Origin of the sequence: Paenibacillus sp. NPDC058174, assembly GCF_042883865.1 — a bacterium.
In the GTDB taxonomy this organism is placed as follows: domain Bacteria; phylum Bacillota; class Bacilli; order Paenibacillales; family Paenibacillaceae; genus Pristimantibacillus.
This window is the reverse complement of the sequence record NZ_JBHVUY010000007.1, coordinates 150,380-172,984: the sequence shown is the minus strand read 5'-3', so window position 1 is coordinate 172,984 and position 22,605 is coordinate 150,380. Positions and strand designations below refer to the sequence as shown.

The window sequence follows — 22,605 nt, the reverse complement described above, 5'->3', positions numbered from 1 at the left end:
GATGAACGGCAACGGTAAAGAGCGGAACAAACAACAAGAACTGAATCAAACCTCTTCACCGTCTGGAGACAGCGTGCTGGAGAAACCGCTTAGCCGCAGAGATATGCTGCGGCTTGCGGGAACTGGGGGCGCCGGGCTATTGCTTGGCGCCGCTGGCGTTGGCGGCATTATGGGCGTCTTTAACCGGACCGCTGCAGCGACAGTGAAATCCGCTGAAGCAGCCAAAGAAGCGGATACGATCGGATTTTATGGCGAGCATCAGGCGGGCATCGTTACGCCTGCTCCAGATTTTCTATTGTTTGCGGCGTTTGATCTGACCGTTTCCAGCAAAGAGGATGTCCGCAAGCTGTTTCAAGCGTGGACGAAAGCGTCAGATGCGCTGGCGAAAGGACAATTGCTAGGCGAGAGCAATGATCATCCCAATCTTCCGCCTTCTGACACAGGAGAAGCGGCGGGCTTGTCGCCATCGCGAACGACCATTACTTTTGGCGTTGGTGCATCCTTTTTCGATGAGCGCTTCGGATTATCCGCTAAACGGCCAGCCGCTTTGGTTGATATGCCTGCTTTTGGAGGCGATGAGCTTCAAGAGCAATGGACCGGCGGCGATATCGGGGTTCAAGTGAATGCCGATGATATGCAGGTCGCATTTCATGCGATTCGCAGCTTAGCCAGAATTGCCCGCGGCAAAGCGGTGCTGAAGTGGACGCAAGAGGGCTTTCAACGGACGGGGAAAGCCGATCCTGCTGGCGCGACTCCGCGCAATTTAATGGGATTCAAGGACGGAACGGGCAACCCGGATGTGAAAGATGCGGCGAAAATGAACGATATCGTATGGGCGCAGCAGGCTGACGGGACGCCGTGGATGGCAGGCGGAACCTATATGGTTGCGCGACGTATCCGCATTCGGGTCGAAGTATGGGACCGTTCGACGCTTGGCGATCAGGAGGCCACCTTCGGGCGTCACCGTGAGAGCGGAGCTCCGCTTGGAGGCAGCAAGGAATTTGAGGCCGTTGATTTGAAAAAAACCGGCGGAGACGGAAAACCGGTTATCCCGGTCAATTCCCATATGGCACTTGCGCGAGGGGACGGCTCCATTGAAATTTTACGCAGAGGCTATTCGTATTCAAGCGGCATGGATCATCGGACTGGACAATTGGACGCGGGCTTGATGTTCGTCTGCTTTAATCGTGATCCGCGCAAGCAGTTCATTCCGATGCAGCAGAAGCTTGGACAAAGTGATCGTCTGAACGAATATATCGTTCATACCGGAAGCGCGATGTTTGCTTGTTTTCCTGGCGTTCAGCCGGGCGGCTACATTGGCGAAACGTTGTTTTAATGTTTAGTGCTCTATTGTTCTCATAAGGAAGGGGCGGCCACATCTATGGTTGCACATATAAAGAGGCTATTGCCGCGTAAGCTGGCAGCTTTCAGTCTGCTGCTCGTATTATTATTCTCAGCATTTTCAGCTGTTCTTCCCCATGAGGGAGCCGTTAACGCCAACGCCGCTGTTAGCTCTGATTCGGCCTCAGGAGATCTCAATGATCTTCTGCCGCTCGTGGGGGGAGCGCTGGCTTCTGCCGGCCAAAGCGACTGGAGTGCTGCCGCTGGACATGTGGCGGATGCAAATACGTTGTGGAAGCAGCTGGCGGTGAAGTCAACGAGCCTGTCAGCTGACGTAGAGTCAGCGTTTGCTCATGCCGACAAGGCATTGAAGGCAGCTTCTGAACAGCCGAAGGAAGCAAAGGAAGCTCTATCTGCGTTGACTAAGGCGATTAATAGCTATGTGAAAAGCACAGCAGCTTCGGCTCCGGGGACAGCTGCTGTGGATGGCAAGGAAGCGGCAGCAGGTCTGCTCCCGACTGCTGAGCAGCTGCTGGCTGATATTCAAGCAGGCGACTGGAGCAAGGCAAATGCCGCGTATAAGCTTATTAATGATAGCTGGCCGCCGATCGAGCAAGCGATCCGGACCGATAATACGACGGTTTACGGCAAGCTGGAGACCGCGATGAGCATGATCCGGATTGCGCTGCAGGCAGAGCCGCCGCGTGCGGGGCAGGCAGAGACGGAAATTGCGTCGTTCATTGCCATTGTTCGGGATTATAAGGATGGCAAGCTGAATGTGCAGAATGATGAAGCAGCCACAAGCAAGCTGACGATTGCCGATTTAATTGCGATACTCGACAAAGTATCCAAAGATATAGCATCCTCTCATTTGGAGGAAGCAAACGGGCAGATGAACGCATTCATTTCTACATGGCCGGCGGTTGAAGGTCAGGTTCAAGTGCGGGGAGCCGACATTTACAGCAAAATTGAGATCAAGATGACTGACGTATCGAAGTACTTGCTTGCCAGCCCTCCCGCTCCGGACAAGGCGGAAGCGGTCGTTGCCTCAATGCGCGAGCTGCTGGCGCCTTTAGTGTCGGACCAGAAATATACGGCATGGGATGCCGGCATGATTTTGTTCCGAGAAGGGCTGGAGGCTATTCTCGTTCTGGCTGCCTTGCTTGCTTACCTGAAACGTACAGGCAATCAAGCCAAAAGTGTCTGGGTATGGTCAGGCGTATGGACGGGGCTAGCACTCAGTGTCGTATTGGCGATTGTACTTACGACGGTCATTGCCGAGGCAACTGCCGGCAGCGCTAGAGAAGCGATGGAGGGCATTACAGGCCTCGCTTCCGTCCTGCTCATGCTGACGGTCGGCAACTGGCTGCATAACAAGTCGAATATGCGGGCGTGGAACAGCTATATTGACGGGAAAATGGGCAGCGCTATTGCGCGAGGCAGCTTATGGTCGCTGTTCATCGTATCAGGCCTCGCTATTTTACGGGAAGGGGCAGAGACCACAATCTTCTATGTGGGCATGTCCTCATCCATTGCAGTGTCGGATATGATTATCGGGATTGCCGTCACCTTTATTGTGCTGCTGGCGCTAGGCTTTGCCATTATCCGCTTCAGCACGAAGCTGCCGATCCGGCCGTTCTTCATGGCCGCCTCGGCGTTAATTTATTACTTGGTCATCCGTTTTCTCGGTGAAAGTATTCACTCGCTGCAGGTGGCGGCTTGGCTGCCTGCCCATTCATCGGAGTACTTGCCTAGCATTCGTTTTCTGGGCGCATACCCGACATGGGAAACGGCATTGCCGCAGCTTATCTTCCTTCTTTTTATTATTGGAAGAATCTTATGGGTGCAGCTTGGGAAAACAGCGGGCGTACAAAAGCCGGCAACGGAATAGTTTGTTTTCAAAAGGATGCTTGGCAGCGTCAGCCAAGCATCCTTTTTTTCGACCGAATGTGGTAAAATGAGACAAAAGCATATGGCATAGAAAGTAGGGGAATCCGATGAAAGGTCAGAACTTTCTGATTGCCGCCTTGGCGTTTGCTTTTGTCATCGCCTGGTTTGCGGTCATTAACGTTGACGCGGTGCAAGTTAATTTCATGTTTACGAAAACGCAAATTCCGCTTATTCTCGTTATATTGGCTTCTACGCTATTCGGAGGGCTAATCGTCGGTTCATTCGGCATTATCCGCCAATTCCGTCTCCAGCGCACTGTCCGTTCGCTCGAGAAGCGTCTTGCCGAGCTGGCTCCGCCATCGGAGGATGGAATTGCAGGCGCATCAGCGCATCCTGTATCGGAGAAAGAGACGGAGGCTGCCTCCTCCAAAGCGTCCACGCACGCAAGCGGCTCGGCTGAATAATGCAACATTCGACCTTGCCGTTTGTTTAAAGGCTTGATATGCTTGGGTAGTAAGTCAGTAAGGCTTGTGAATAAAAGCGAGGTGATCGTATGTCCGCTAATGAACAAAATCAAAATGAAGCTGTTGAGCAGCCGAAAAAGCAGCTCACGCAGGCTGAGAAAGCCAAACAGATGCTGGCGCAAAAGAAGCAAGGCCAAGGAAACCAGCCTGGCAAGCAGCACCAATCGACTAATATGCAAGAAATGAGAAGTCAAAACACGAAAAAAGTAAACAATCAGCGTAAAAAAATGGGCGTGTAGCCCTGTGTGCCAGTATCGAAATCGAAGACCTTCAAATCCGTTTTATTCGGATTGGAGGTCTTATTTTATTTAGCGTCTATCCACGCCTCCGAATCGAAGGTATATTCCGCCATTAAATGCCTCATGCTGATTACCAGATGACGAATGAGACGGGAGGATGGCGGTATCGTGCGCTTTTCACGCAAGGGGCAGAAGCTTATATGTCTTGGAGCGGTTACTGTTTTTTTGCTTGTTCAGCAAGGTGTTACTCCGGTTAACTACAAGGAATGGGTTAATCCGGCCACGGCCATGCAGGAGGCGGCTGAAGAAGCAGCAGAGGCAGCAGAGGCAGAAGAGGCAGAAGAGGCAGAAGAGGCAGAAGAGGCAGAAGAGGGTCAGCCTTGGACGGTTCGATTCACCTCCAAAGGCTATAACTATACATTGGCAAAGGCTGAGCCGCAGGACGGAGCCTATTTAGGCGCCTATGTATTGCAAGATCGTGAAATCGGCTACAGCATGGCGGAATTCAATCGTATAACAGAGAAAAAGCATGCGAGTTACTTCAAGTATGTCGGCTATGGCGAGCCTTTTCCTGCAGAGTGGGTGGAGCAGGTGAAGAAAGAAGGAGCGTTTCCCCATATCGCTTGGGAACCAAATAGCGGACTCGATACCGTCAAGGATGATGAATATTTGCATGCCTTTGCCAAAGCGGCAAATGACGCTGATGTTGCTATTTTTCTAAGATTCGCCTCGGAAATGAACGGCACGTGGACTGCGTACAGCGGCGATGCAGAACGCTATATAGGGGTGTGGCGGATGGTTCATGATGTGTTGGAGGCAGAAGCTCCTCAAGTAGCGATGGTATGGACGGTATTAAATGTGCCCGAGCTGCCGATCGAAAGCTTTTATCCCGGGGATGCCTATGTCGATTGGGTCGGTTTGAACGTGTATAATGTAAAGTATCACAACGGAAATGCCAGGCAGGAAGCACATTATGAAGACCCGCTTATGCTGCTTGATTACGTATATAACCGGTTCAGCCGGAGAAAGCCGATACAGCTGTCGGAGTATGGGGCGACCCATTTTACCACCGTTGATGGTATAACTGATCTCGATTTTGCAGCGGGCAAAATAAGAAGACTGTACGAATCACTGCCCGAGCTGTATCCGCGAATTAAGGCGGTTTACTACTTCGATGTAAACAATCTGACGGAATATAATGAATCCCGCCGGGTGAACAATTATGCGATAACGGCGGACGATGAATTGCTGGAGGCTTACAGAAGCGTGATCGACAATGATCATTATTTGAGCAGCAATCAATCAAGTCCGAAGGATAATGGCAGAACGATCAGCGAAACGTTTACGTACCGCGGCTTTATTTTCCGCCAAGATGGCGTGCTTTATGCTGATGAAACGCTGTTTACGAAGCTGCTGAACGTTCAGCTTTATCCTATAGGACCTGATGGCGAACAGGCAGTATTGACCCGTTGGATATCCGGTTCGGATACGTTGAAAACAGCACAGGTTGATGTCATGCACCATAAAATATGGAGCGGCTATAAAATGGACGGCACTGTTCCAATTAACAGGAAGCTGAACGCGCTTCCCTTGCTCTCAACCGTCAAATCGCTGGGCTATAAGGTAAAAGTGAACGGAACTAACATCAACATACGGGAATGAATACGCTCTTACCCTCGCATAATGTACATACATCAACTTTCACATAATGATACATGACGGAGGGATTACGATGACGGCGACCAAATCTTCGATTAGCATCTATTTGCTTGCCGGTGTTGCCACAACTCAGACAGCATTTAATGAATGCAGAGATAAACTTGACCGGCTGTTCCGTTCTGACGGATTGGAGCCGTTTATTCATATTTTGCATCCGTACGGAGATGCAAGCCGTAATTTGTACCGGCAAATCGTAGAAGTTGGAAGCGACCTCAGCAATCGAATAGGAATTGGCCGGGTAGGGGCGAAAGCGGCATTCCGCAAAATTATGGAAACGCTGCGGGACGAGGATGAGCCTACGCTCCTTATTGGACATAGCGGAGGGGGGATCGCCGCTTATCAAGCGGGCAGAATGCTGCATAACCAGCGCCTGGCCCGCAATATGCGGATTGTGCAAGTTGGATCACCGCGCATTGCGATACAGCCAGATCTGAGGGATCGCGTCAGCTACTTTCACTCCGTCGATGCAGAGGGCAAATTGAATGATCCGATAAGCCGGATCGGCAGCTGGGGAGGCTGGCAAGCGGAACGGGGCGGAGCGGTTCCCCGCTGGAACCGGATGAAGCATGCGCCTGTTAAAGTGGAAGGCATTCCGCTAATCGGCGGGCATGCCCATTATTTCCGCCACCAGCAGCCCTTTATCGATCAGGATGCGGTATGCAACCTTGATAAAACAATCGACCGGGTGCGTGTCTGGTTGAAAGGCTGGGGCTGATTCGTTACACTGAAGACAGCAGAGCTTTACTGGGTTTGCTGGATTCGGGAACGAAGGGGTTGTTAAACGTATGGCCAATACCCATACCTACACGAAGCGGGAAGAGATCGCAAATGCTGTTACGCACGGTATCGGCGCCGCATTAAGCGTAGCCGCATTGGTGCTGCTCATCGTCTTTGCCGCCTGGAAAGGCACGGCCTTCCACGTTGTCAGCTTTACGATTTACGGAAGCGCGATGCTTCTGCTCTATGCCGCATCGACACTCGTTCACAGCTTTCCGGAGGGGAAAGCGAAGCGGGTATTCGAATCACTCGATCACTCTTGCATTTATGTGTTTATAGCGGGCACCTATACGCCGATTCTGCTGCATATTGTCCAAGGCACTTTAGGATGGGTGCTGTTCGGAATCGTCTGGGGCTGTGCAATAGTCGGTGTTGTGTTTAAATCCTTTTTCGCTTCGAAATTTCTGTTTACCTCTACAATCGTATACATTGCGATGGGATGGCTTATCGTATTTGCGTGGAAACCGTTAACGGATCATTTGGCACCGGGAGGACTGCAGCTCCTCATAACCGGAGGCTTGCTCTATACGTTCGGAACGATCTTTTATATGTGGCGCGGTTTTCCCTATCATCATGCAGTATGGCACTTGTTCGTGCTTGGAGGCTCAATCGTCCATTTCTTCGCAATTTTGCTCTATATATTGCCGAATGGATAACTTGTTTTGTAATCCTCGCTTTCGTGTTGCTCTTGGGGCAGCGCAAAATAGCGGGGATTTTTTTTATGCGTTTCCTTCAACTCTTCAATCCGCAATCGGGCACCAGCCCGGCGTTTCACCGCATAAAGAAGCAGCGAATATCGGATCTTCTTGAACCAGATCGGCGAAATAACTGCTGAGTATATGATTGCCGGAAACCGAGCCGATGCGGAAAGAGCGCTTGACCTCTCCTTTGACATGCATGTAATAATACGTTTTTTTGGTATCAGGTGATTGATAGACAAGCGGCGGCAGATGCGGCACAATGTCATATTCGTTCTGAAAACGCCAATGGGTCGCAACTCTTGCATTGTATGCGCGCACAAATTTCATGTCGCCAACGCGTGGCGCTCCGAAGGTATATACAATTGGATTTTTAATGGCCGTATTATTCGCAATATCAAGCGCAGCCAGCGTTGAAAGCGAACCGCCTAAGCTATGGCCCGTTATGAATAGGGGCTTGTCGGGTGGCAGCTGCTTGATTAAAGCGAGCATTTGCGGACGGATGGCGGTATAAATATCGGTGAAGCCTTTATGCACTTGGCCGCAATTTTTAACGGGTGTATAGGGCGTTTGCTGAGCGATGAAGTCGGCTACCCAATCAACGGCGGACCCGGAACCCCGGAAGGCCAGCACCGAGGATCTGTCGGATTGGAGCACATAGCCGAACTTTTCCTCCGCATAATCATATACCTGTCCGGCAAAGGAGCCCACCAGGCTGTAATTTCGAGGAACGATGAACAGGCTGTCGCTATTATCGAATTGTACGTATGTTTGTCCGCAAATGGCGGCTAGAAACAAAGCGGTCCGCATATCCAGATTTTGCGGTTGCTGCCGCTGCCGTGTGGGCTGCTGGGTTTTCGTTCGAGTAGCCATCATGAACCCTCCGCTCTCCTGCGCAAGCTGATGTTGTATTGTATGAAGAGGTGGGCAACTTGGTACCAACTGCTCGCTGTGGCAGGCGGCCGCTTCAATTAATTGATGCGGAGCGGAAGGGTTGCGGTTATAATGACGTTGAACAGCGAATGTCATTTTTTATAATCTGGAAGGAGATCGCACACAAATGACTCTTCGAGTTGGGATGGTTGGGACAGGCTGGTTTGGCCGCATGCATGCAGAGAAGCTGTCAAAAATGGACGATATTTATGTATCCGCTTTCTGCGGGACGAGCAAGGAGAAAGCAGAGGCGGCAGCACAGCCTTTTAACGATGCCAGAGGGTATGATTCGATAGCGGAAATGCTGGATGACCGCAAGCTGGATGCGGTATATATTTGCGTGCCTCCTTTCGCGCACGGCGAGACGGAATTGGCACTGGTTGAGAGAGGGATTCCTTTCTTGGTGGAAAAGCCGATCGGACTGGATGGCGAGACGCCGGCAAAGATAGCGCAAGCTGTTGAGCGTAGTGGTCTCATTACGTCGACAGGCTATCACTTCCGCTATATGGAGGGAACGGAGCGGGCAAGAGAGCTGCTCCAGGAAAGAACAGCTTTAATGGCACTTGGTTACTGGATGGGCTCGATGCCGGGCGTATACTGGTGGAGGAAGATGGAAGGCTCCGGCGGGCAGTTCGTCGAGCAGACGACTCATATCGTCGATGCGCTCCGTTATCTGCTGGGTGAAGTGACAGAAGTCTACGCGGCTTACGGAAATCGCATTATGGCAAGCAAAGAGGACGGGGTTACCGTTCCCGATGTGGGAACCGTTACGCTGAAGCTTGCTAGCGGAGCAGTAGCGACGATTAGCAATACATGCGGCATTCAAGGCGGCGATCGTGCCGGTCTGCATATTTATACGGACCAAGGCGTGCTGGAGCTGGGAAGTGACGGCGGCTTGAAGGATTTGCGTTCAAATACGAAGACGGAATACTTGAACCGCAACGACCCTTATCAAGCGGAAAATGAAGCGTTCATTCACGCCGTTCGAACGGGCGACACGAGCCGTATTCGTTCGTCCTATGCTGATGCATGGCTTACGCATCGCGTGACGATAGCGGCGAATCAATCGGCAGAGACAGGCTTGCCGGTTAAACTATAAAGGTAAGCTGAGCTGTACCCGAGAGGTTCAATGTCATTAGGATAAACTTAACATAATGACATTGAACCAAGGGTACAGCTCTTATTTTTGTAATCTGCTGGTATTTTTCAACTCTCTCTAGTGTCACTGGGAATTCCCCTGTGCATGTCAAACTTATGGCAGGCCGGTACAATTCAAAATGTAAAAGTACATGTTGTCAGCCGTTTTTTCGCCGATTTACCGCATCAAAATGCAAAAGTGCAGGTTGATTCGCCTAAAATGCCCCAATTGGCTTAATTTGAAGGTTTTCAAATGTACTTTTACATTTTGAAGGCCTTTCTAGCGCTTTTGGCGCTCATCAAAATGCACTTTTGCATTTTGTTTCATAGTTGAGGCGAGTTAGCTCGCCTAGAACGCTCACTTTACAACAAAAAAGAGCTGAACCCGCGAGGGTCAATGTCACAAGGAGAACTTCTTAACCTAATGACGATGACCCCGTTCAATGTCATTAGGAGAGCTTACTTAATGACATTGAACCGCAGGTTCAGCTCTTTTTTTATTTCGAGGAGGAGCGGCTTCGGCGCTTCGGAAGCGGCGACGAATCATTGTGATCTGCGCTGCTTTCTTGCGGCTGCTTGATGCCGAAGATTTCGCTGATTTTCATACTCTCCGCTTGTCCCATAATATGCTTGTCATTTGGCTTCCGGCCGGTAAGCAAATCCCCGGTCCAGCCTTTGCGCCATAGCCAGATATAGATAAGCACGGTGACAGCGAACACGACGCCGCAGAGCAGCGCGAAGCCCCATTTATGCTCATCAAACGGCAGCCGGGTGAAGTTTGTGCCCCAAATCGCAGCGAGAACCGATGCGGGCGTGAACAATACGGTGAAGATGGTTAACGTCTTCATAATATCATTGCCGCGGAAGCTGGAGATGGAGCCATCCATCGAAATTAGCGTATCAATCTCGAACGCATAATGCTTTAGCAAATTTTCAATCCGGTCCAGCCGGTGCGTCACACGTTGGAAGTTGTCATTTTCAATCAAGAGCTCCATGAAAGCTTCTTTGGCTGCGCCATGAAGCTCGCGGATCGGAAGAAATAAATGGCTCCAGTGCAGCAGATCATAGCGGCGCTCAAAAATGACGTCCATCAAGCCCGTCCGGTTGGAGCTGCGCATCGTGCTCTCCAGCTGGCCAAGCCGGTATTCGAATTCATCCAGACCGCCGTGGAAAGGAGCCAGCACGACGCTTACCATGACGAAGAGAGCTTCAGGAGCTGAAGAACAGCCCTCCAGCCGCGCAACAACGGTATCCTTCTGAAGCCGGATCATGAGACGCAGATCATCATGCAGCGTGACCAGCTTGTTCTGCGACAGCCAGAAATGAAACGGGATCGTATCGCTATGCTGCTCCGATGCTTGGAACATGACGGTACCATAAATAAAGGGGCCGCATTCAAGCGATTCAGAGACGATGACCTGATTGGTTCTTCTATCCCTGCATTCCTCCAGCCAGGCTGTGCATTCAGGAAGCGCGGCTTTGATCTGCGCCAGCTTATAATCCTGATCTTCCATCTCCTGCGATAACCTTATATCGGATTCTCCACCGGCTGGCGGAGAATTATTTTTCTTGAATTTACGGCTTGGCAGCCCGTCTGCCGATACCGCCTGCAGCCGTTCCTGCTGCAGCACATGCCACTCCCACTTAGCGGGATATTGAAGCACCCGATGAATCATCGATTTGCCCCCTGCTTGTCCGATTTCCATTACACTTCCTTCCATCATAACTCGAACCGCTTTGATGCACAACCTGCATGAATGCCTATCTTGAATTGCACATGATTTGAGTGATCCAACTAGAGATTGGGAATAGCTAATTGGGAATAAGCAAAGCTTCACTCAGTCAGGAGGAATTAGGATGGCCAAAAAGATTGCCTCATTCGATACACAACGGCAGGTGATCGATACGATTGCCGCTTTGCAGCATGCCGGGTTTGAGACCGGCGAGCTGAAAATTTACGCTAAGGATGCTACACACTCACGCAGAATTGAAGCGGAGAGCGATATGCATGTCGACGAGATCAGAGAGCTTGCAGAGACGAGAGAGAATACATCTCCGTATGATCGCGCAGGAATGACCTTTGCCGCTCCCGGCATATTGGCAGGCAGCGGAATTAGCGGCACGGCGGGCTGGAACGGCATATTTGGAGCTGCTTTTACAGGAGACGATGCCGGTGTGACGCAAGCCTTGATGGCAAGCGGCCTCGATACGAAGGAATCCGATTTTTGCCGCAACGCTTTGGAGAATGGGCAAATTATCGTAATCGTCGAGACAGATGAGAGCAAGTCGCTGCTCGATAAGGACGGCGGCCCGGATTTGTCCCGGCTGGGCGTAGCCGAATCGGTGTTTCGCCAATATGAAGCACACCGGATCATACCGGGCTCCTAGCGGGGCGATGGTACAAAGAGAAGCCATTGCGGACGCAATGGCTTTTTATGCGATGCTGCTTAACGTTAGATTCTCAACAGGGACGGCCTGTCCAGGGCTACGATCGGGGCAATGGGATGAAGCTTACCGAGAATGCTGTCCCGTATAATTTGCGAAGCGATGATGCTGTATACCGAGCCATTGCCGCCATAGCCAAGACTGTAATAAACCCCTGGCATGCTTGGGTCTTCGCCGATGAACGGCAGGTTATCACAGGACTCGCCGAAGGTAGCGCTCCATTCATATTCGAATGCGGAGTCGAGCTGCGGAAACAGCGCATGCAGCTTATCTTGGAGCTGCCGGATGCGTTGATGCCGCGCCTTCTCGCCTTCAATTGGATGCTCGGTATGCTCGTCCAGACCGCCGATGACGATCCGGTCATCGACGGTAGTCCGCAAGTAGAGGTAGGGTCGTGCTGTTTCCCAGATCATATGCCGCTCCGGCCATAATTGAGCTAGCTGCGATCTGGATTGTATCCGGGTTACTGCGGCAAATGACCGGTTCAGCTCCGCTTTCACCAGTCGGCCCCTCAGCTCTTCAGGCTCGTAGCCAACAGCGAATAAAACATGCTTTGCGTTGACTTCATGTCCTCCGTCAGTTGTTAGAACATACCCGCCGGAATTTGTCGAACGGCGTTGATCAGTAATGCCTGTGTGCTCAAAAATGCGAAGACCAGCGTTGACGGCATGCTCAGCTGCCGTCTGTATGAAGCGAAATGGATTGATTTCGGCGTCGCCCCGGGTAAGGATCGCGCCTGGACGGCGGAACGGAAAGCGGGATGAAATATCGTCAGGACTCCAGAACTCGACATCGAAGCCATGCCGCTTCAAAGTCTCGAACTCCCGCTTCAGCTTGGGGAGATCCTGCTCCGAGCTGGCATAGTAGAGACTGCTGCGATTACGGAAACCGACGTCTCTTGGCAGCTGCCCGCAGATCTGTCCGAAACGCTCGACCGCCTCCTCGCATGCTTGGTAGAACTGCACAGCCGGCCCTTCGCCGATTTGATCAATTAGATCGCATAACATAATGTCATTGGAAAATTGGAGCAGGCCGGTATTGGCGGAGCTGCTGCCGCCGGCGACTGTACCGCGTTCCAGCACAGCTGCGGATATGCCTGCCTCTGCCAGCGATAGACCGCATATAATGCCTGACATTCCGCCGCCGACGATGGCAACGTCAACTTGCAGCGGCGAACTAAGCGGCTCATAGGTTTGAACAGACTGCAAAGTCGTTGGCCAAAATAATTCTCCGGTATGCAATTCTTTCATGGAAGAACGCTCCTTCTTGAACGAATAGGGACAAGCGATAAATTTACTATGTCCAGTCGTACCGGCGCGGATACGACATTCTCAAGGCGCTATTGCGGTTTGTTCAAGCTTCGCATCGCCTCCCGGTAAGAGGTCGGCGACTGGCCGTAAAAACGGCGGAACTGCTTGGAGAAATAAAGCGAGTCCTGCAAGCCGACGGAGGCAGCAATTTGTTCAATCGTCAGCTCGTCGCGTTCCCGGAGCATTTGTCTGGCTTTATCGATGCGAAGCTTCAAAAGAAAAGTGACGGGGGAAACACCGGTATGCCGTTTGAATAAGCGGGACAGGTAGGCCCGGTTGTAGCCAAGCGATTCGGACATCTGCTCAATGGATACCGGATGGGCATATTGGGTCGATAAATAATGAATAACCTGCTGCAGCAGTCGTTCACTGCCATCGGCAGCTTCAGGTCCGGAATTGCCTGCAGCCTGCTGAGCCGCTTCCCGGTACTCGGCAGCCAACAAGTGGAGATAGCCTGCCGCCTTCAAGGGCGCAGAAGAGCCGCCCAGCCGAAAGCTGTTGAAGATAAGGTTATAGAGAACGGGAATACGGCGGTTCGCAGCATTATCCGCGATGGGCTGTGCGGCGGACAAGCCTGCGGCGGCGACAAGTCCCGGAGCTTCCGGTCCGGTAAAGGCGACCCAGCGGTACCGCCAAGGGTCGGCTTGATCGGATTCGTAGCTGACTAACTGCTCAGGCTCGATCAGAAACGTATGGCCGGCCTGAAGTTCATGCCGTTTGCCCCCGCATTCGAATATGCCCTTGCCGCTGAGCACAACATGCATTAAGTAAAAGTCATATACCTTGGGGCCTAGCCGATGCGCAGGCTTGGTCTGGCTTTCTCCGCCAAACAGCACATTCGTCCCAGCCTCTGGAACCATGACAGGATTGGAAGCTACGGTGTAGAAATCTTGTCGCCGCATATGATGATCAGCCCTTCTGTTCATTGAATGGATGAAAACGGGTGTTGTTCTTTTCATAATAACATGCAACAGGCTTAACATAAAAGTCACATAAATCCATGTGAAACTCATTTTCCGCCATTTGTTTACGCACGTCGTTGCGCTATACTGTAGTGGAATCTACTACCTCATAACAAAGGAATGTGATCGCATAATGGCAAACATCCAAGCGCTGACACAGCAATTTATACAGCAGTACGGTGAGAATGAAACACCGATTAGCGTATTTCACGCACCAGGCCGCGTCAATCTGATCGGCGAGCATACCGACTACAACGGAGGCTACGTTTTCCCTGCAGCTCTGACGTTCGGAACGACGCTCCTTATCCGCAAACGTGCTGACCATCAGTTGGGCCTTGCAACGACAAACTTTCCATCCTCCAAGCAATTTTCGCTGGATTCGATCGTTTTCGACGAAGCCGACGATTGGATGAACTATCCGAAGGGGATCGTACATGAGCTTCAAGAAACCGGAGTAAGCTTCAAAAACGGCTATGACCTGCTCTATCACGGTGAAATTCCGAATGGCGCCGGCTTGTCCTCCTCCGCTTCGATCGAAGTTGTAACGGCATATGCCCTGCTTACGCTGGAAGAGCTGCCGACTGACACGGTGAAGATCGCTCTGCTTTCGCAAAAATCGGAAAATGAATTCAACGGCGTAAAATGCGGCATCATGGACCAATTCGCAGTTGCCAACGGCAAGAAGGATCATGCGATTCTGCTGATGTGCGATACGCTGGAATACGATCTGATTCCGTTCCAATCGGGCAGCTACAAGCTGGTTATCGGCAATACGAACAAACGCCGCGGCCTGGTGGACTCCGCTTACAATGAGCGCCGCAGCCAATGCGACCAAGCGGTAGAAGAGCTGAAAGCGGCATTCCCGGACCTGACGCTGCTGGGCCAGCTTACGCTGGAGCAATTCAATGCGAACAAGCACCTGATCAAAGAAGACGTCGTTCGCAACCGCGCACAGCATGTCGTGGAAGAAATCGACCGCGTCCTGCAATCGATCAAAGCGCTGAAAGCTGACGATCTGGCGCAGTTCGGCCAACTGATGAACGGCTCCCATGATTCGCTTCGCGATCTGTATGAAGTAACAGGCGCAGAGCTGGATGCGATGGTAGACGCCGCTCGCGGCGTAGAGGGCGTGCTTGGCTCCCGGATGACTGGAGCGGGCTTTGGCGGCTGTACAGTATCGCTTGTACATGAAGACAGCATCGAACGTTTCAAGGAAGAAGTAGGACGCAAATATACAGAAGCAACTGGTTTGACGGCCGACTTCTATGTATGCAGCATCGGCAACGGCGTCGAGCAGCTGGTTTAATCTTTAACACGGACTCAACTCATCAATAACAAGGGAGAGTGACGGATATGGCAGTATTGGTTACGGGCGGAGCCGGTTATATCGGTTCCCACGCAGTTGCCGCATTGGCGGAACGCGGAGAGGAAATCGTCGTTGTCGACAATTTGCAGCAGGGACACCGCGATGCGGTTACTGGCGGCAAGCTGTATGTCGGGGATTTGAGAGATGCTGATTTTTTGGAGACGGTATTTAAAGAGAACCAAATCGATTCCGTTATTCACTTTGCAGCGAACTCGCTGGTAGGCGAGAGCATGACGCTGCCGGGCAAATACTATCACAACAACGTGTATGGCACGCTTTGCCTGCTGGAAAAAATGATCGAGCACAACGTGCTTCGCATCGTGTTCTCTTCTACGGCTGCAACGTATGGCGAGCCGGAAAACGTGCCAATCGACGAATTTGACCGGACGCTGCCAACGAACGCTTACGGCGAAACGAAGCTGGCGATGGAAAAAATGATGAAATGGTTCGATGTTGCGCATGGCTTGAAATACGTATCGCTGCGCTATTTCAATGCAGCAGGCGCGCATCCTGGCGGCAAAATCGGCGAAGACCATAGCCCTGAGACGCATTTGGTGCCAATCGTTCTGCAAGCTGCGCTTGGCAAGCGTCCGCATATTTCCGTATTTGGCGAAGACTACGAGACGCCAGACGGCTCGTGTATTCGTGACTACATTCACGTCAGCGACTTGGCTGAAGCGCATGTACTGGCTGTACACCGCCTGAGAGGCGGAGCTGACAGCGCGGTTTATAACCTTGGCAACGGTCAAGGCTTCTCGGTGAAGGAAGTTATCGACATCTCCCGCAACGTTACAGGCCGCGAGATCAAGGCTGTAGTTGAGCCGCGCCGCGCCGGCGATCCGGCTGTACTGGTCGCTTCCTCGGAACGCGCCCGCAAGGAGCTGGGCTGGGAGCCGAAGTTCGCAAGCCTGGAAGACATTATCCGCAGCGCATGGAATTGGCATCTGGCTAATCCGGAAGGCTACGCAAAGGGCTAATAGGCCGCAGTTAATAGCCGCGTACAGAATACCGAGAGGAGAACGCACATCATGACCGACTCGCAACACGCACAGGCCGGTGCAGCTCACAACGCTTTGCTGAACATTGAACGGCTCGTCCGCTTCGCGCTTCGCGAAGGGATGATTGAAGCGCTTGACGTTAACGCATCGCGAAACGCCTTGCTCGACTTGTTCGGCTTCACGGAGCCGTATGAGGGAGAAGTGCCGGAAGAACAACTGGATAGCGCAGTAGAGCTGCTGGAATCGCTGCTCGATTACGGACACTCTATTGGCTTGATTACCGATAACATTACGACTTACCGCGATTTGCTGGACGCGCGGATTATGGGGCTGCTAATGCCGCGTCCCTCCGAGACAGCAAACGCGTTCGCCAGAACGGCAGAGCAAAAGGGAGTGGCAGCAGCCACTGATGCTTTCTACAAGCTGAATATCGATTCCAACTATATTCGGATGGATCGTATCCGCCGCAATAAATATTGGCTTCATGATACCGATTATGGCGCTTTGGAAATTACGATTAATCTTTCCAAGCCGGAGAAGGATCCGAAGGAAATTGCCCTGCTTCGCTCGATGCCTCAGGCGCATTATCCGAAATGTCTGCTATGCGCGGAGAATGTCGGCTACGCGGGACGCGCGGACCATCCGGCACGTCAGAACCTGCGGGTACTGCCGCTGACACTGCAAGGCGAGCCGTGGTTCTTCCAATACTCGCCTTATGTGTACTATAACGAGCACAGCATCGTATTCAAAGGCGCGCATGAGCCGATGGTGATCTCGCATGCTTCGTTCGCCCGCTTGCTTGACTTTGTCGAGCAGCTGCCGCATTACTTCATCGGCTCCAATGCGGACCTGCCGATTGTCGGCGGCTCGATTCTGAGTCATGACCATTTCCAGGCGGGACGCCATACATTCCCGATGGAGAAGGCGCCGATTGAAGCGACGTTTGCCGATCCGGCATTGCCTGGCGTTTCTTTTGGCATCGTCAGCTGGCCAATGTCTGTCGTTCGCGTGAGCGGCTCTTCGAAGGACGACGTGCACCGCGCCGCTTGCCGTTTGCTTGACGAATGGCGGGGCTACAGTGACGCTGCTGCAGAAGTGCTTGCCTTTACGGACAATGCCGACGGCAGCCGTACGCCGCATAACACGATTACGCCAATTGCCCGTCTGCGCGACAATGGCGACTATGAGATGGATCTGGTGCTTCGGAACAACCGGACGAGCGATGAGCATCCGGACGGCATTTTCCATCCGCATAAGCACTTGCATCATGTTAAGAAAGAGAACATCGGCCTGATTGAAGTGATGGGTCTTGCCGTGCTGCCGGGACGTCTGAAGGACGAACTGGAGCAAATCGCCGGTTACTTGACGGGAGCGGCAGTAATCGATGCCGGACTGCATGATGCGGAGCACCCGCTTCATAACCATGCAAGCTGGATCGAATCGCTGGCAGCGCAGTATGGCACAGCTTGTACGGCAGAGGAAGCGAAAGCGGCTGTTGAACGTGAGACAGGCGCCAAGTTTCTTGACGTGCTTAAGGATGCCGGTGTATACAAGCGTACCGATGAGGGCGCAGCAGCATTCCGGCGCTTCCTGGACGCAATCGGTTTGCAGGAAAACAAATAAGAAAATTGCGGTCTAAAGACCGCCGCTGTCCTTCGGGATGCTGCGGCGGTTTTTTTTTAATTCTGTAAATAAATTAATTTGAAATGAATCAAAAATTATGGTATTTTTTATAAGAAAAACAAAGCGTTAATTATGATTAATAACGTGTATTTATAAACAACAATCGGAGGGGTTTACGTGCCGGAACAAATTATACCGTTGGACGATTTTTTGAAGCTGGATTCGGACGAGCAAGTAGAAAAGCTGAAGCGCTGGAAGATGGATTATACGCTGAAGGATATCCGCGAGGCCTGGAGCTTCAAGCATTCCGCGCAATATTACATGCTGCTTAAGAAGCTGCGGATCTATGAGCGTGTAGTCAATAAGTCGGACAAATTCTATCCGGTATCAGAGCAATTGCTGGCTCAATCCGGCTCCCAGCAGGATCGCGGCTGGAGAGGCAGATCTGCTTATGTGCAGCACGAGGATCAGCCTGCGGACCGCTTTAATTACCAGTTGAACACGACTCTTAGCGGTTCGGAACTGGCAGAGAAGCTGGAGCGTCTTGCGTTCTTCCTGAAAGGCGAGCAAAAGCAGGTTACGATTACGCTTTCGATCGAATCGGCGGCTGCCGTAAATGCTGCTGAATCAAGCGAGGACGAGGAATAGACTGGCATTAGCGACAAACAAAGGAGCCGCTCATAGAGACGGCTCCTTTTGTTTTAAAAAAATTACATGGTAGTTTGTCGAAAACTGAAATTTAATGTCTGTAAATGGAATAATTTGTGTGTTGATGCTATATTTTATTTATTTCGCAGTTTGCCAAGCTCAGAGACGAGAGCTTCCACCTCGCTGATGCTGAACTTGTCCTTGGATACGACAACCTCATAAAGGTCTTTAATATCTTCATATTGATCGATGCCAAAGTGAGATGCTTGCATCGCCGCGCCTGTTGCCATCCGAAGCTTTGTCTTAATCGTCTCGATCATAAATTCTACATTTTCTTGTGATTGCAGTTCTAGGTTTGCCATTGAATGCAGTCCTCCCTCTAAATGATCCGGACGGCCAAAACGGCCGCTGGACAGCGATTTGCTTCCGCCATTGTACCATATTTCCCATACCCGATGCCTGGAAATTGAACCGCGAAGCCAAATTGGATACAATGAAGCCATAACGAAAATGCAATCATAGAGAAGCGGGTGTGCAGGATGATGGAACAATTGAAAGCCTGCATTGGCAGCATAGAGAAACCAGCGGAGTATTCCGCCGATTTCGAATTGAACATGTTTTTATCCAGCATTGCGGAAAAGCATCCCGCCCGGGATGAAGTATTGTTCCTATGTATCGGAACGGACCGCTCAACGGGAGACAGCTTCGGCCCGCTGCTCGGGACTATGCTTCGGGAGCAAGGCTGGCCTAATGTAGTAGGCACGCTAGAGCAGCCCTGTGACGCTCACAGAGTAGAGCAGGCAGTACAAGCAGCCGCTGCAGAGCATACCGTCGTTATTGCCGTCGATGCCTGCTTGGGCAAGGCGCAATCGGTTGGCGGTTATTTAACCGCTGAGGGCCCGTTAAAGCCGGGACAAGCAACCGGCGCAAATCTGCCTGAAGCGGGACATTACAGCATAGCGGGTATCGTCAATGGCATGAGCCATAAGCCATATATGACACTGCAGACGACGCCGCTGTATCGCGTGCTGCAGATGGCTTCTGTTCTGGCAGAGGCAATTGATACAGCGTGGAAGGAAAACGGCAGCTTTGCAAAATACGGAACCTAGTCGAATGAAGGAGTGACGGAAGAATGAGCAGCAAGGAAACAATCGCGCAGCATCAAGTTCGGCTGGACAACGGCATCGAGCTCGCTTATTACGATTCTGGGGAGCTTAACAAGCCGGTTTTGGTTCTCCTGCATGGCTTTTGCGGCAGCTCGGCTTATTGGGAAAGAGTCGTTGTTAGCCTCGCACGGCATGCAAGAGTTATAGCGCCGGATTTGCGGGGGCAAGGTGCGTCTCCTGCAGCCGGGGATGGCGCATATACGATGGAATTGTATGCCGATGATTTGGCAGGTATGCTTCAGCAGCTGAATATCCCCCGTGTCACCTTGCTTGGTCATTCCTTGGGAGGCTATGTGACGCTGGCGTTTGCCGAGCGCCATCCGGATAAGCTTCAGGCATTTGGTCTCGTTCATTCCACCCCGATGCCGGACAGCGAAGCTGCAAAGGGCAACCGTGACAATGCGGCAGCGGCAATCCGCAAAGATGGCATTACGCCTTTCGTTGATACACTCGTGCCGAAGTTGTTCGCCCCGGATAATCTCAATTCACTCGTTGAGCAAGTGGAACGGGCCAAGGTGATCGGATATGGAACAAGCGAAGCCGGTGCAATCGGAGCTGCATTAGGCATGAAGGAGCGGCCCGACAGAAACGCTGTTCTTGCTGAAACGAAGCTGCCGCTTCTGCTGCTCGCAGGCGAGTTTGATCCGATTATACCGGCGGAGAAAACATTGGTTATTGAAGGGGATAATGTAACGCAGGTTGTTTTGGAAGGCGCCGGGCATATGGGAATGCTGGAGCAGCCCGATACTTTTGTCCAAGCGGTAACCGGATTTTTGAACAAATAAGATCGTCAGGCCTGGGAGGGAGAAATCAATGTTTCAACGGGACTATTTCATGCGGATGATCGGGCAAATGACGGAAGCGATTGGACAGATTATGCAGCTGAAGCGGGAAATGAAGCATGACGAAGCGCTGCTTATTATTGACGAGCTGCTGGACAAGCGATTCGGCTTGAGCGGGAAGCTGATCCGTTCACTCTCGGATAAGGATCTGATCGGGGTCATGACGACGAATGGCGTTGTGGAGACAGATAATCTCCAAGCTATCGCAGTCTTAATGAAGCAGGAAGCTGAATTGCTGGAATCGCAGGGCAAGGAAGAAGCGAGCTTTGTTCATTATTTAAAGTCGCTTCACTTATTTATGCGTTTGTCGCTGCTGGGAGCGGCGCCTACGCTTGTAAATCCGGCAAAAGAAGCGGAGCAGCTTCTGGAGCAGCTGAAGCTCTACGAGCTGCCGGAGGAGACGAAGCTGCTGCGTGCGGAATGGCATGAGGGCGAGTCCCAGTTCGATCAGGCGGACAATGTGCTTCATGAGCTGCTTGAGGATGGCGTTATTCCGAAGGAAGAGGTTATCGATTTTTATCGGCGGCTGCTGCTCTATGATGATGAGAAGCTCGAAGCCGGCGGCTTATCGCGGGAAGAGTTGGAGCAGGGCGTGGAAGAACTGGCAGGCAAGACACAGTAATGATGCAGACGGGAAGCGGAAGGCAGGGGGCAAACTGCGGATCATGCAGCTTGCTCCCTTGTTTCGGCTAGGCCGTTTATATAGAAGATCAGGGAGCTGAACGTTCATGACCGAACAATGGCAGCAAAATTTGCTGCAAAGCATAGACCGAGGAGAGCTGCTGCAAGGCACGCTTAGCCAATTGCGGCGCAAGGATGGAGCGGCGCCGCCGAAGACAATTATTAGACCGATACAGTTGAAGCAAGGGCTGCACTACCAGTTCGAATATCATTACGCAAATAAAGTGACACATGAGAACATCCTGCCGCAGCTGGCTGGAACGAAGCTCGTTGCGCTGTTGAACGAGGAATACCGGCAAGCGCTGGTCAAAACGCCGGAAGCCGATCTTCAATTGCTGTTCAGCAAAAAGGGGAAAGCGACTGTGCTTAGCAAGCCGCCGACGGGCAGCGTGCGCCAGCCGTCCGATCTTCAGCATAACCGCCAGAAACAGCGGATATTGGCAGAAGGAGCGGCGGCGCCATTCCTGGTCGAGCTGGGCATTATGACGAAAGAAGGCATGGTGCATGCCAAGAAGCAGGACAAGTATAAGCAGATCAACCGTTTTCTGGAGATGGTGACGGATGTGCTTCCGCATTTGCCGAAGGACAGGCCGCTGACGATTGTCGATTTCGGCTGCGGCAAATCGTATCTTACTTTCGCGCTTTATCATCTGCTCGCGATCGAGCAGCAGCGCGACATTCGAATTATCGGCCTGGATTTGAAGGCAGATGTCATCTCCTTCTGCTCTGGACTTGCAGATAAGCTGGGATATGCCAACTTGACCTTTATGGTGGGGGATATCGCCGAATATGAAGGGCTGAAGGAAGCGGATATGGTCGTTACGCTGCATGCCTGCGATACAGCAACGGACGCGGCCTTGGCGAAAGCAGTCGGCTGGGGCGCCTCGGTCATTATGTCAGTGCCATGCTGCCAGCATGAGGCATTCCGGCAAATAGAGAGCGACACGCTTTCTCCGCTTTTGTCGCAGGGACTGCTGAAGGAAAGATTTGCCGCTTTAGCTACGGATGCGGCGCGCGGTACGCTGCTTGAGGCGATCGGCTACAAGGTGCAGATGCTGGAGTTTGTTGATCCTGAGCATACGCCAAAAAACCTGCTTATTCGTGCTGTACGCGGGGAGAAGCATGCTGTCTCGGCGAAAAAATGGGAGCAGTACGAGCAATTCCGCAATTTTCTGCATCTATCCCCGTCGCTTGAGGCGATGCTAGGAGACCGGCTGCCAGGCAAAGAGAATCAACAATAATCGGTAAGAAATGAAGTATTAATTGTCGTTATATAAATCATTTGATACAATGGAAATAGATGGCT

The 22,605-nt window shown here is 51.9% G+C and carries 22 protein-coding genes; 17 read left to right on the top strand and 5 right to left on the bottom strand.

The genetic code is table 11. The annotated features are described in order from the left end of the window. The first annotated feature begins 1 nt into the window (after position 1). From efeB to trhA, 7 genes are all read left to right on the top strand, one after another. On the top strand, positions 2 to 1,336 hold the full coding sequence (gene efeB, locus ACFVVF_RS25095) for an iron uptake transporter deferrochelatase/peroxidase subunit (protein ID WP_387815375.1): 1,335 nt from the start codon (positions 2 to 4) through the stop codon (positions 1,334 to 1,336). Positions 1,337 to 1,381: 45 nt separating this feature from the next. After that, entirely contained in the window at positions 1,382 to 3,232 is a 1,851-nt protein-coding gene (locus tag ACFVVF_RS25090) for an FTR1 family iron permease (RefSeq protein ID WP_387815373.1), read from the top strand. A gap of 106 nt (positions 3,233 to 3,338) precedes the next feature. Then, the gene (locus ACFVVF_RS25085; protein WP_387815371.1) at positions 3,339 to 3,695 is read left to right on the top strand and encodes a LapA family protein; all 357 of its coding nucleotides are present in this window, start codon (positions 3,339 to 3,341) and stop codon (positions 3,693 to 3,695) included. Positions 3,696 to 3,784: 89 nt separating this feature from the next. Next, positions 3,785 to 3,994, top strand: a complete 210-nt coding sequence (locus tag ACFVVF_RS25080; protein ID WP_387815370.1) for a hypothetical protein — start codon at positions 3,785 to 3,787, stop codon at positions 3,992 to 3,994. A 225-nt stretch (positions 3,995 to 4,219) separates the two neighbouring features. Next, positions 4,220 to 5,656, top strand: coding sequence for a glycosyl hydrolase (locus ACFVVF_RS25075; RefSeq protein ID WP_387815368.1), 1,437 nt, complete (start codon positions 4,220 to 4,222; stop codon positions 5,654 to 5,656). Positions 5,657 to 5,726: 70 nt separating this feature from the next. Then, entirely contained in the window at positions 5,727 to 6,428 is a 702-nt protein-coding gene (locus ACFVVF_RS25070; protein ID WP_387815366.1) for a hypothetical protein, read from the top strand. A gap of 70 nt (positions 6,429 to 6,498) precedes the next feature. Beyond that, positions 6,499 to 7,146 (top strand): PAQR family membrane homeostasis protein TrhA, encoded by a 648-nt coding sequence (gene trhA, locus ACFVVF_RS25065; RefSeq protein ID WP_387815364.1) that lies wholly within the window; start codon positions 6,499 to 6,501, stop codon positions 7,144 to 7,146. A gap of 84 nt (positions 7,147 to 7,230) precedes the next feature. Here trhA and ACFVVF_RS25060 read toward each other — a convergent pair whose 3' ends face one another. Continuing rightward, complete coding sequence (locus ACFVVF_RS25060; RefSeq protein WP_387815362.1) at positions 7,231 to 8,064, bottom strand: lipase family protein; 834 nt, start codon at positions 8,062 to 8,064, stop codon at positions 7,231 to 7,233. A gap of 184 nt (positions 8,065 to 8,248) precedes the next feature. On the opposite strand from ACFVVF_RS25060, the gene ACFVVF_RS25055 reads away from it, so the two are divergent. Beyond that, positions 8,249 to 9,220 (top strand): Gfo/Idh/MocA family protein, encoded by a 972-nt coding sequence (locus ACFVVF_RS25055; protein WP_387815360.1) that lies wholly within the window; start codon positions 8,249 to 8,251, stop codon positions 9,218 to 9,220. Between the two features lie 535 nt (positions 9,221 to 9,755). On the opposite strand, the gene ACFVVF_RS25050 is transcribed toward ACFVVF_RS25055, so the two are convergent. Further along, positions 9,756 to 10,982 (bottom strand): magnesium transporter CorA family protein, encoded by a 1,227-nt coding sequence (locus ACFVVF_RS25050; protein WP_387815358.1) that lies wholly within the window; start codon positions 10,980 to 10,982, stop codon positions 9,756 to 9,758. A gap of 133 nt (positions 10,983 to 11,115) precedes the next feature. Between ACFVVF_RS25050 and ACFVVF_RS25045 the strand changes: the two genes are divergently transcribed. Continuing rightward, the gene (locus tag ACFVVF_RS25045) at positions 11,116 to 11,646 is read left to right on the top strand and encodes a hypothetical protein (RefSeq protein WP_387815356.1); all 531 of its coding nucleotides are present in this window, start codon (positions 11,116 to 11,118) and stop codon (positions 11,644 to 11,646) included. Positions 11,647 to 11,711: 65 nt separating this feature from the next. Here the strand turns inward: ACFVVF_RS25045 and ACFVVF_RS25040 are convergent, their stop codons facing one another. Both ACFVVF_RS25040 and ACFVVF_RS25035 read right to left on the bottom strand, forming a co-directional pair. Next, on the bottom strand, positions 11,712 to 12,953 hold the full coding sequence (locus tag ACFVVF_RS25040; RefSeq protein WP_387815354.1) for an NAD(P)/FAD-dependent oxidoreductase: 1,242 nt from the start codon (positions 12,951 to 12,953) through the stop codon (positions 11,712 to 11,714). 89 nt (positions 12,954 to 13,042) lie between these two features. Further along, entirely contained in the window at positions 13,043 to 13,939 is an 897-nt protein-coding gene (locus tag ACFVVF_RS25035; protein WP_387815352.1) for an AraC family transcriptional regulator, read from the bottom strand. Positions 13,940 to 14,108: 169 nt separating this feature from the next. Here ACFVVF_RS25035 and ACFVVF_RS25030 point away from each other — a divergent pair, with 169 nt between their 5' ends. The 4 genes from ACFVVF_RS25030 (at position 14,109) to ACFVVF_RS25015 (ending at position 18,610) form a co-directional block, all read left to right on the top strand. Further along, positions 14,109 to 15,281 carry a galactokinase gene (locus ACFVVF_RS25030; RefSeq protein WP_387815350.1) on the top strand — a complete coding sequence of 391 codons (1,173 nt, stop codon included), beginning with the start codon at positions 14,109 to 14,111 and terminating at the stop codon, positions 15,279 to 15,281. 47 nt (positions 15,282 to 15,328) lie between these two features. Beyond that, positions 15,329 to 16,318, top strand: a complete 990-nt coding sequence (gene galE / locus ACFVVF_RS25025; protein ID WP_387815348.1) for a UDP-glucose 4-epimerase GalE — start codon at positions 15,329 to 15,331, stop codon at positions 16,316 to 16,318. A gap of 51 nt (positions 16,319 to 16,369) precedes the next feature. After that, positions 16,370 to 17,962 (top strand): UDP-glucose--hexose-1-phosphate uridylyltransferase, encoded by a 1,593-nt coding sequence (locus ACFVVF_RS25020; protein ID WP_387815346.1) that lies wholly within the window; start codon positions 16,370 to 16,372, stop codon positions 17,960 to 17,962. Between the two features lie 177 nt (positions 17,963 to 18,139). Beyond that, a complete protein-coding gene (locus ACFVVF_RS25015; protein WP_387815344.1) occupies positions 18,140 to 18,610 on the top strand; it encodes a hypothetical protein in 471 nt (156 codons plus the stop codon). Positions 18,611 to 18,744: 134 nt separating this feature from the next. Here ACFVVF_RS25015 and ACFVVF_RS25010 read toward each other — a convergent pair whose 3' ends face one another. Further along, positions 18,745 to 18,972: a DUF1128 domain-containing protein gene (locus tag ACFVVF_RS25010; RefSeq protein ID WP_387815343.1), complete on the bottom strand. Its 228-nt coding sequence runs from the start codon at positions 18,970 to 18,972 to the stop codon at positions 18,745 to 18,747. Between the two features lie 177 nt (positions 18,973 to 19,149). Here ACFVVF_RS25010 and yyaC point away from each other — a divergent pair, with 177 nt between their 5' ends. The 4 genes from yyaC to ACFVVF_RS24990 all read left to right on the top strand — a co-directional run bounded on the left by yyaC (position 19,150) and on the right by ACFVVF_RS24990 (position 22,540). After that, positions 19,150 to 19,719, top strand: coding sequence for a spore protease YyaC (gene yyaC, locus ACFVVF_RS25005; protein WP_387815341.1), 570 nt, complete (start codon positions 19,150 to 19,152; stop codon positions 19,717 to 19,719). A 23-nt stretch (positions 19,720 to 19,742) separates the two neighbouring features. After that, positions 19,743 to 20,561 carry an alpha/beta fold hydrolase gene (locus tag ACFVVF_RS25000; protein ID WP_387815339.1) on the top strand — a complete coding sequence of 273 codons (819 nt, stop codon included), beginning with the start codon at positions 19,743 to 19,745 and terminating at the stop codon, positions 20,559 to 20,561. Between the two features lie 28 nt (positions 20,562 to 20,589). Further along, positions 20,590 to 21,240, top strand: a complete 651-nt coding sequence (locus tag ACFVVF_RS24995; protein ID WP_387815337.1) for a DUF6483 family protein — start codon at positions 20,590 to 20,592, stop codon at positions 21,238 to 21,240. Between the two features lie 106 nt (positions 21,241 to 21,346). After that, positions 21,347 to 22,540: a class I SAM-dependent methyltransferase gene (locus tag ACFVVF_RS24990; RefSeq protein ID WP_387815335.1), complete on the top strand. Its 1,194-nt coding sequence runs from the start codon at positions 21,347 to 21,349 to the stop codon at positions 22,538 to 22,540. The last annotated feature ends 65 nt before the right edge of the window (positions 22,541 to 22,605 follow it).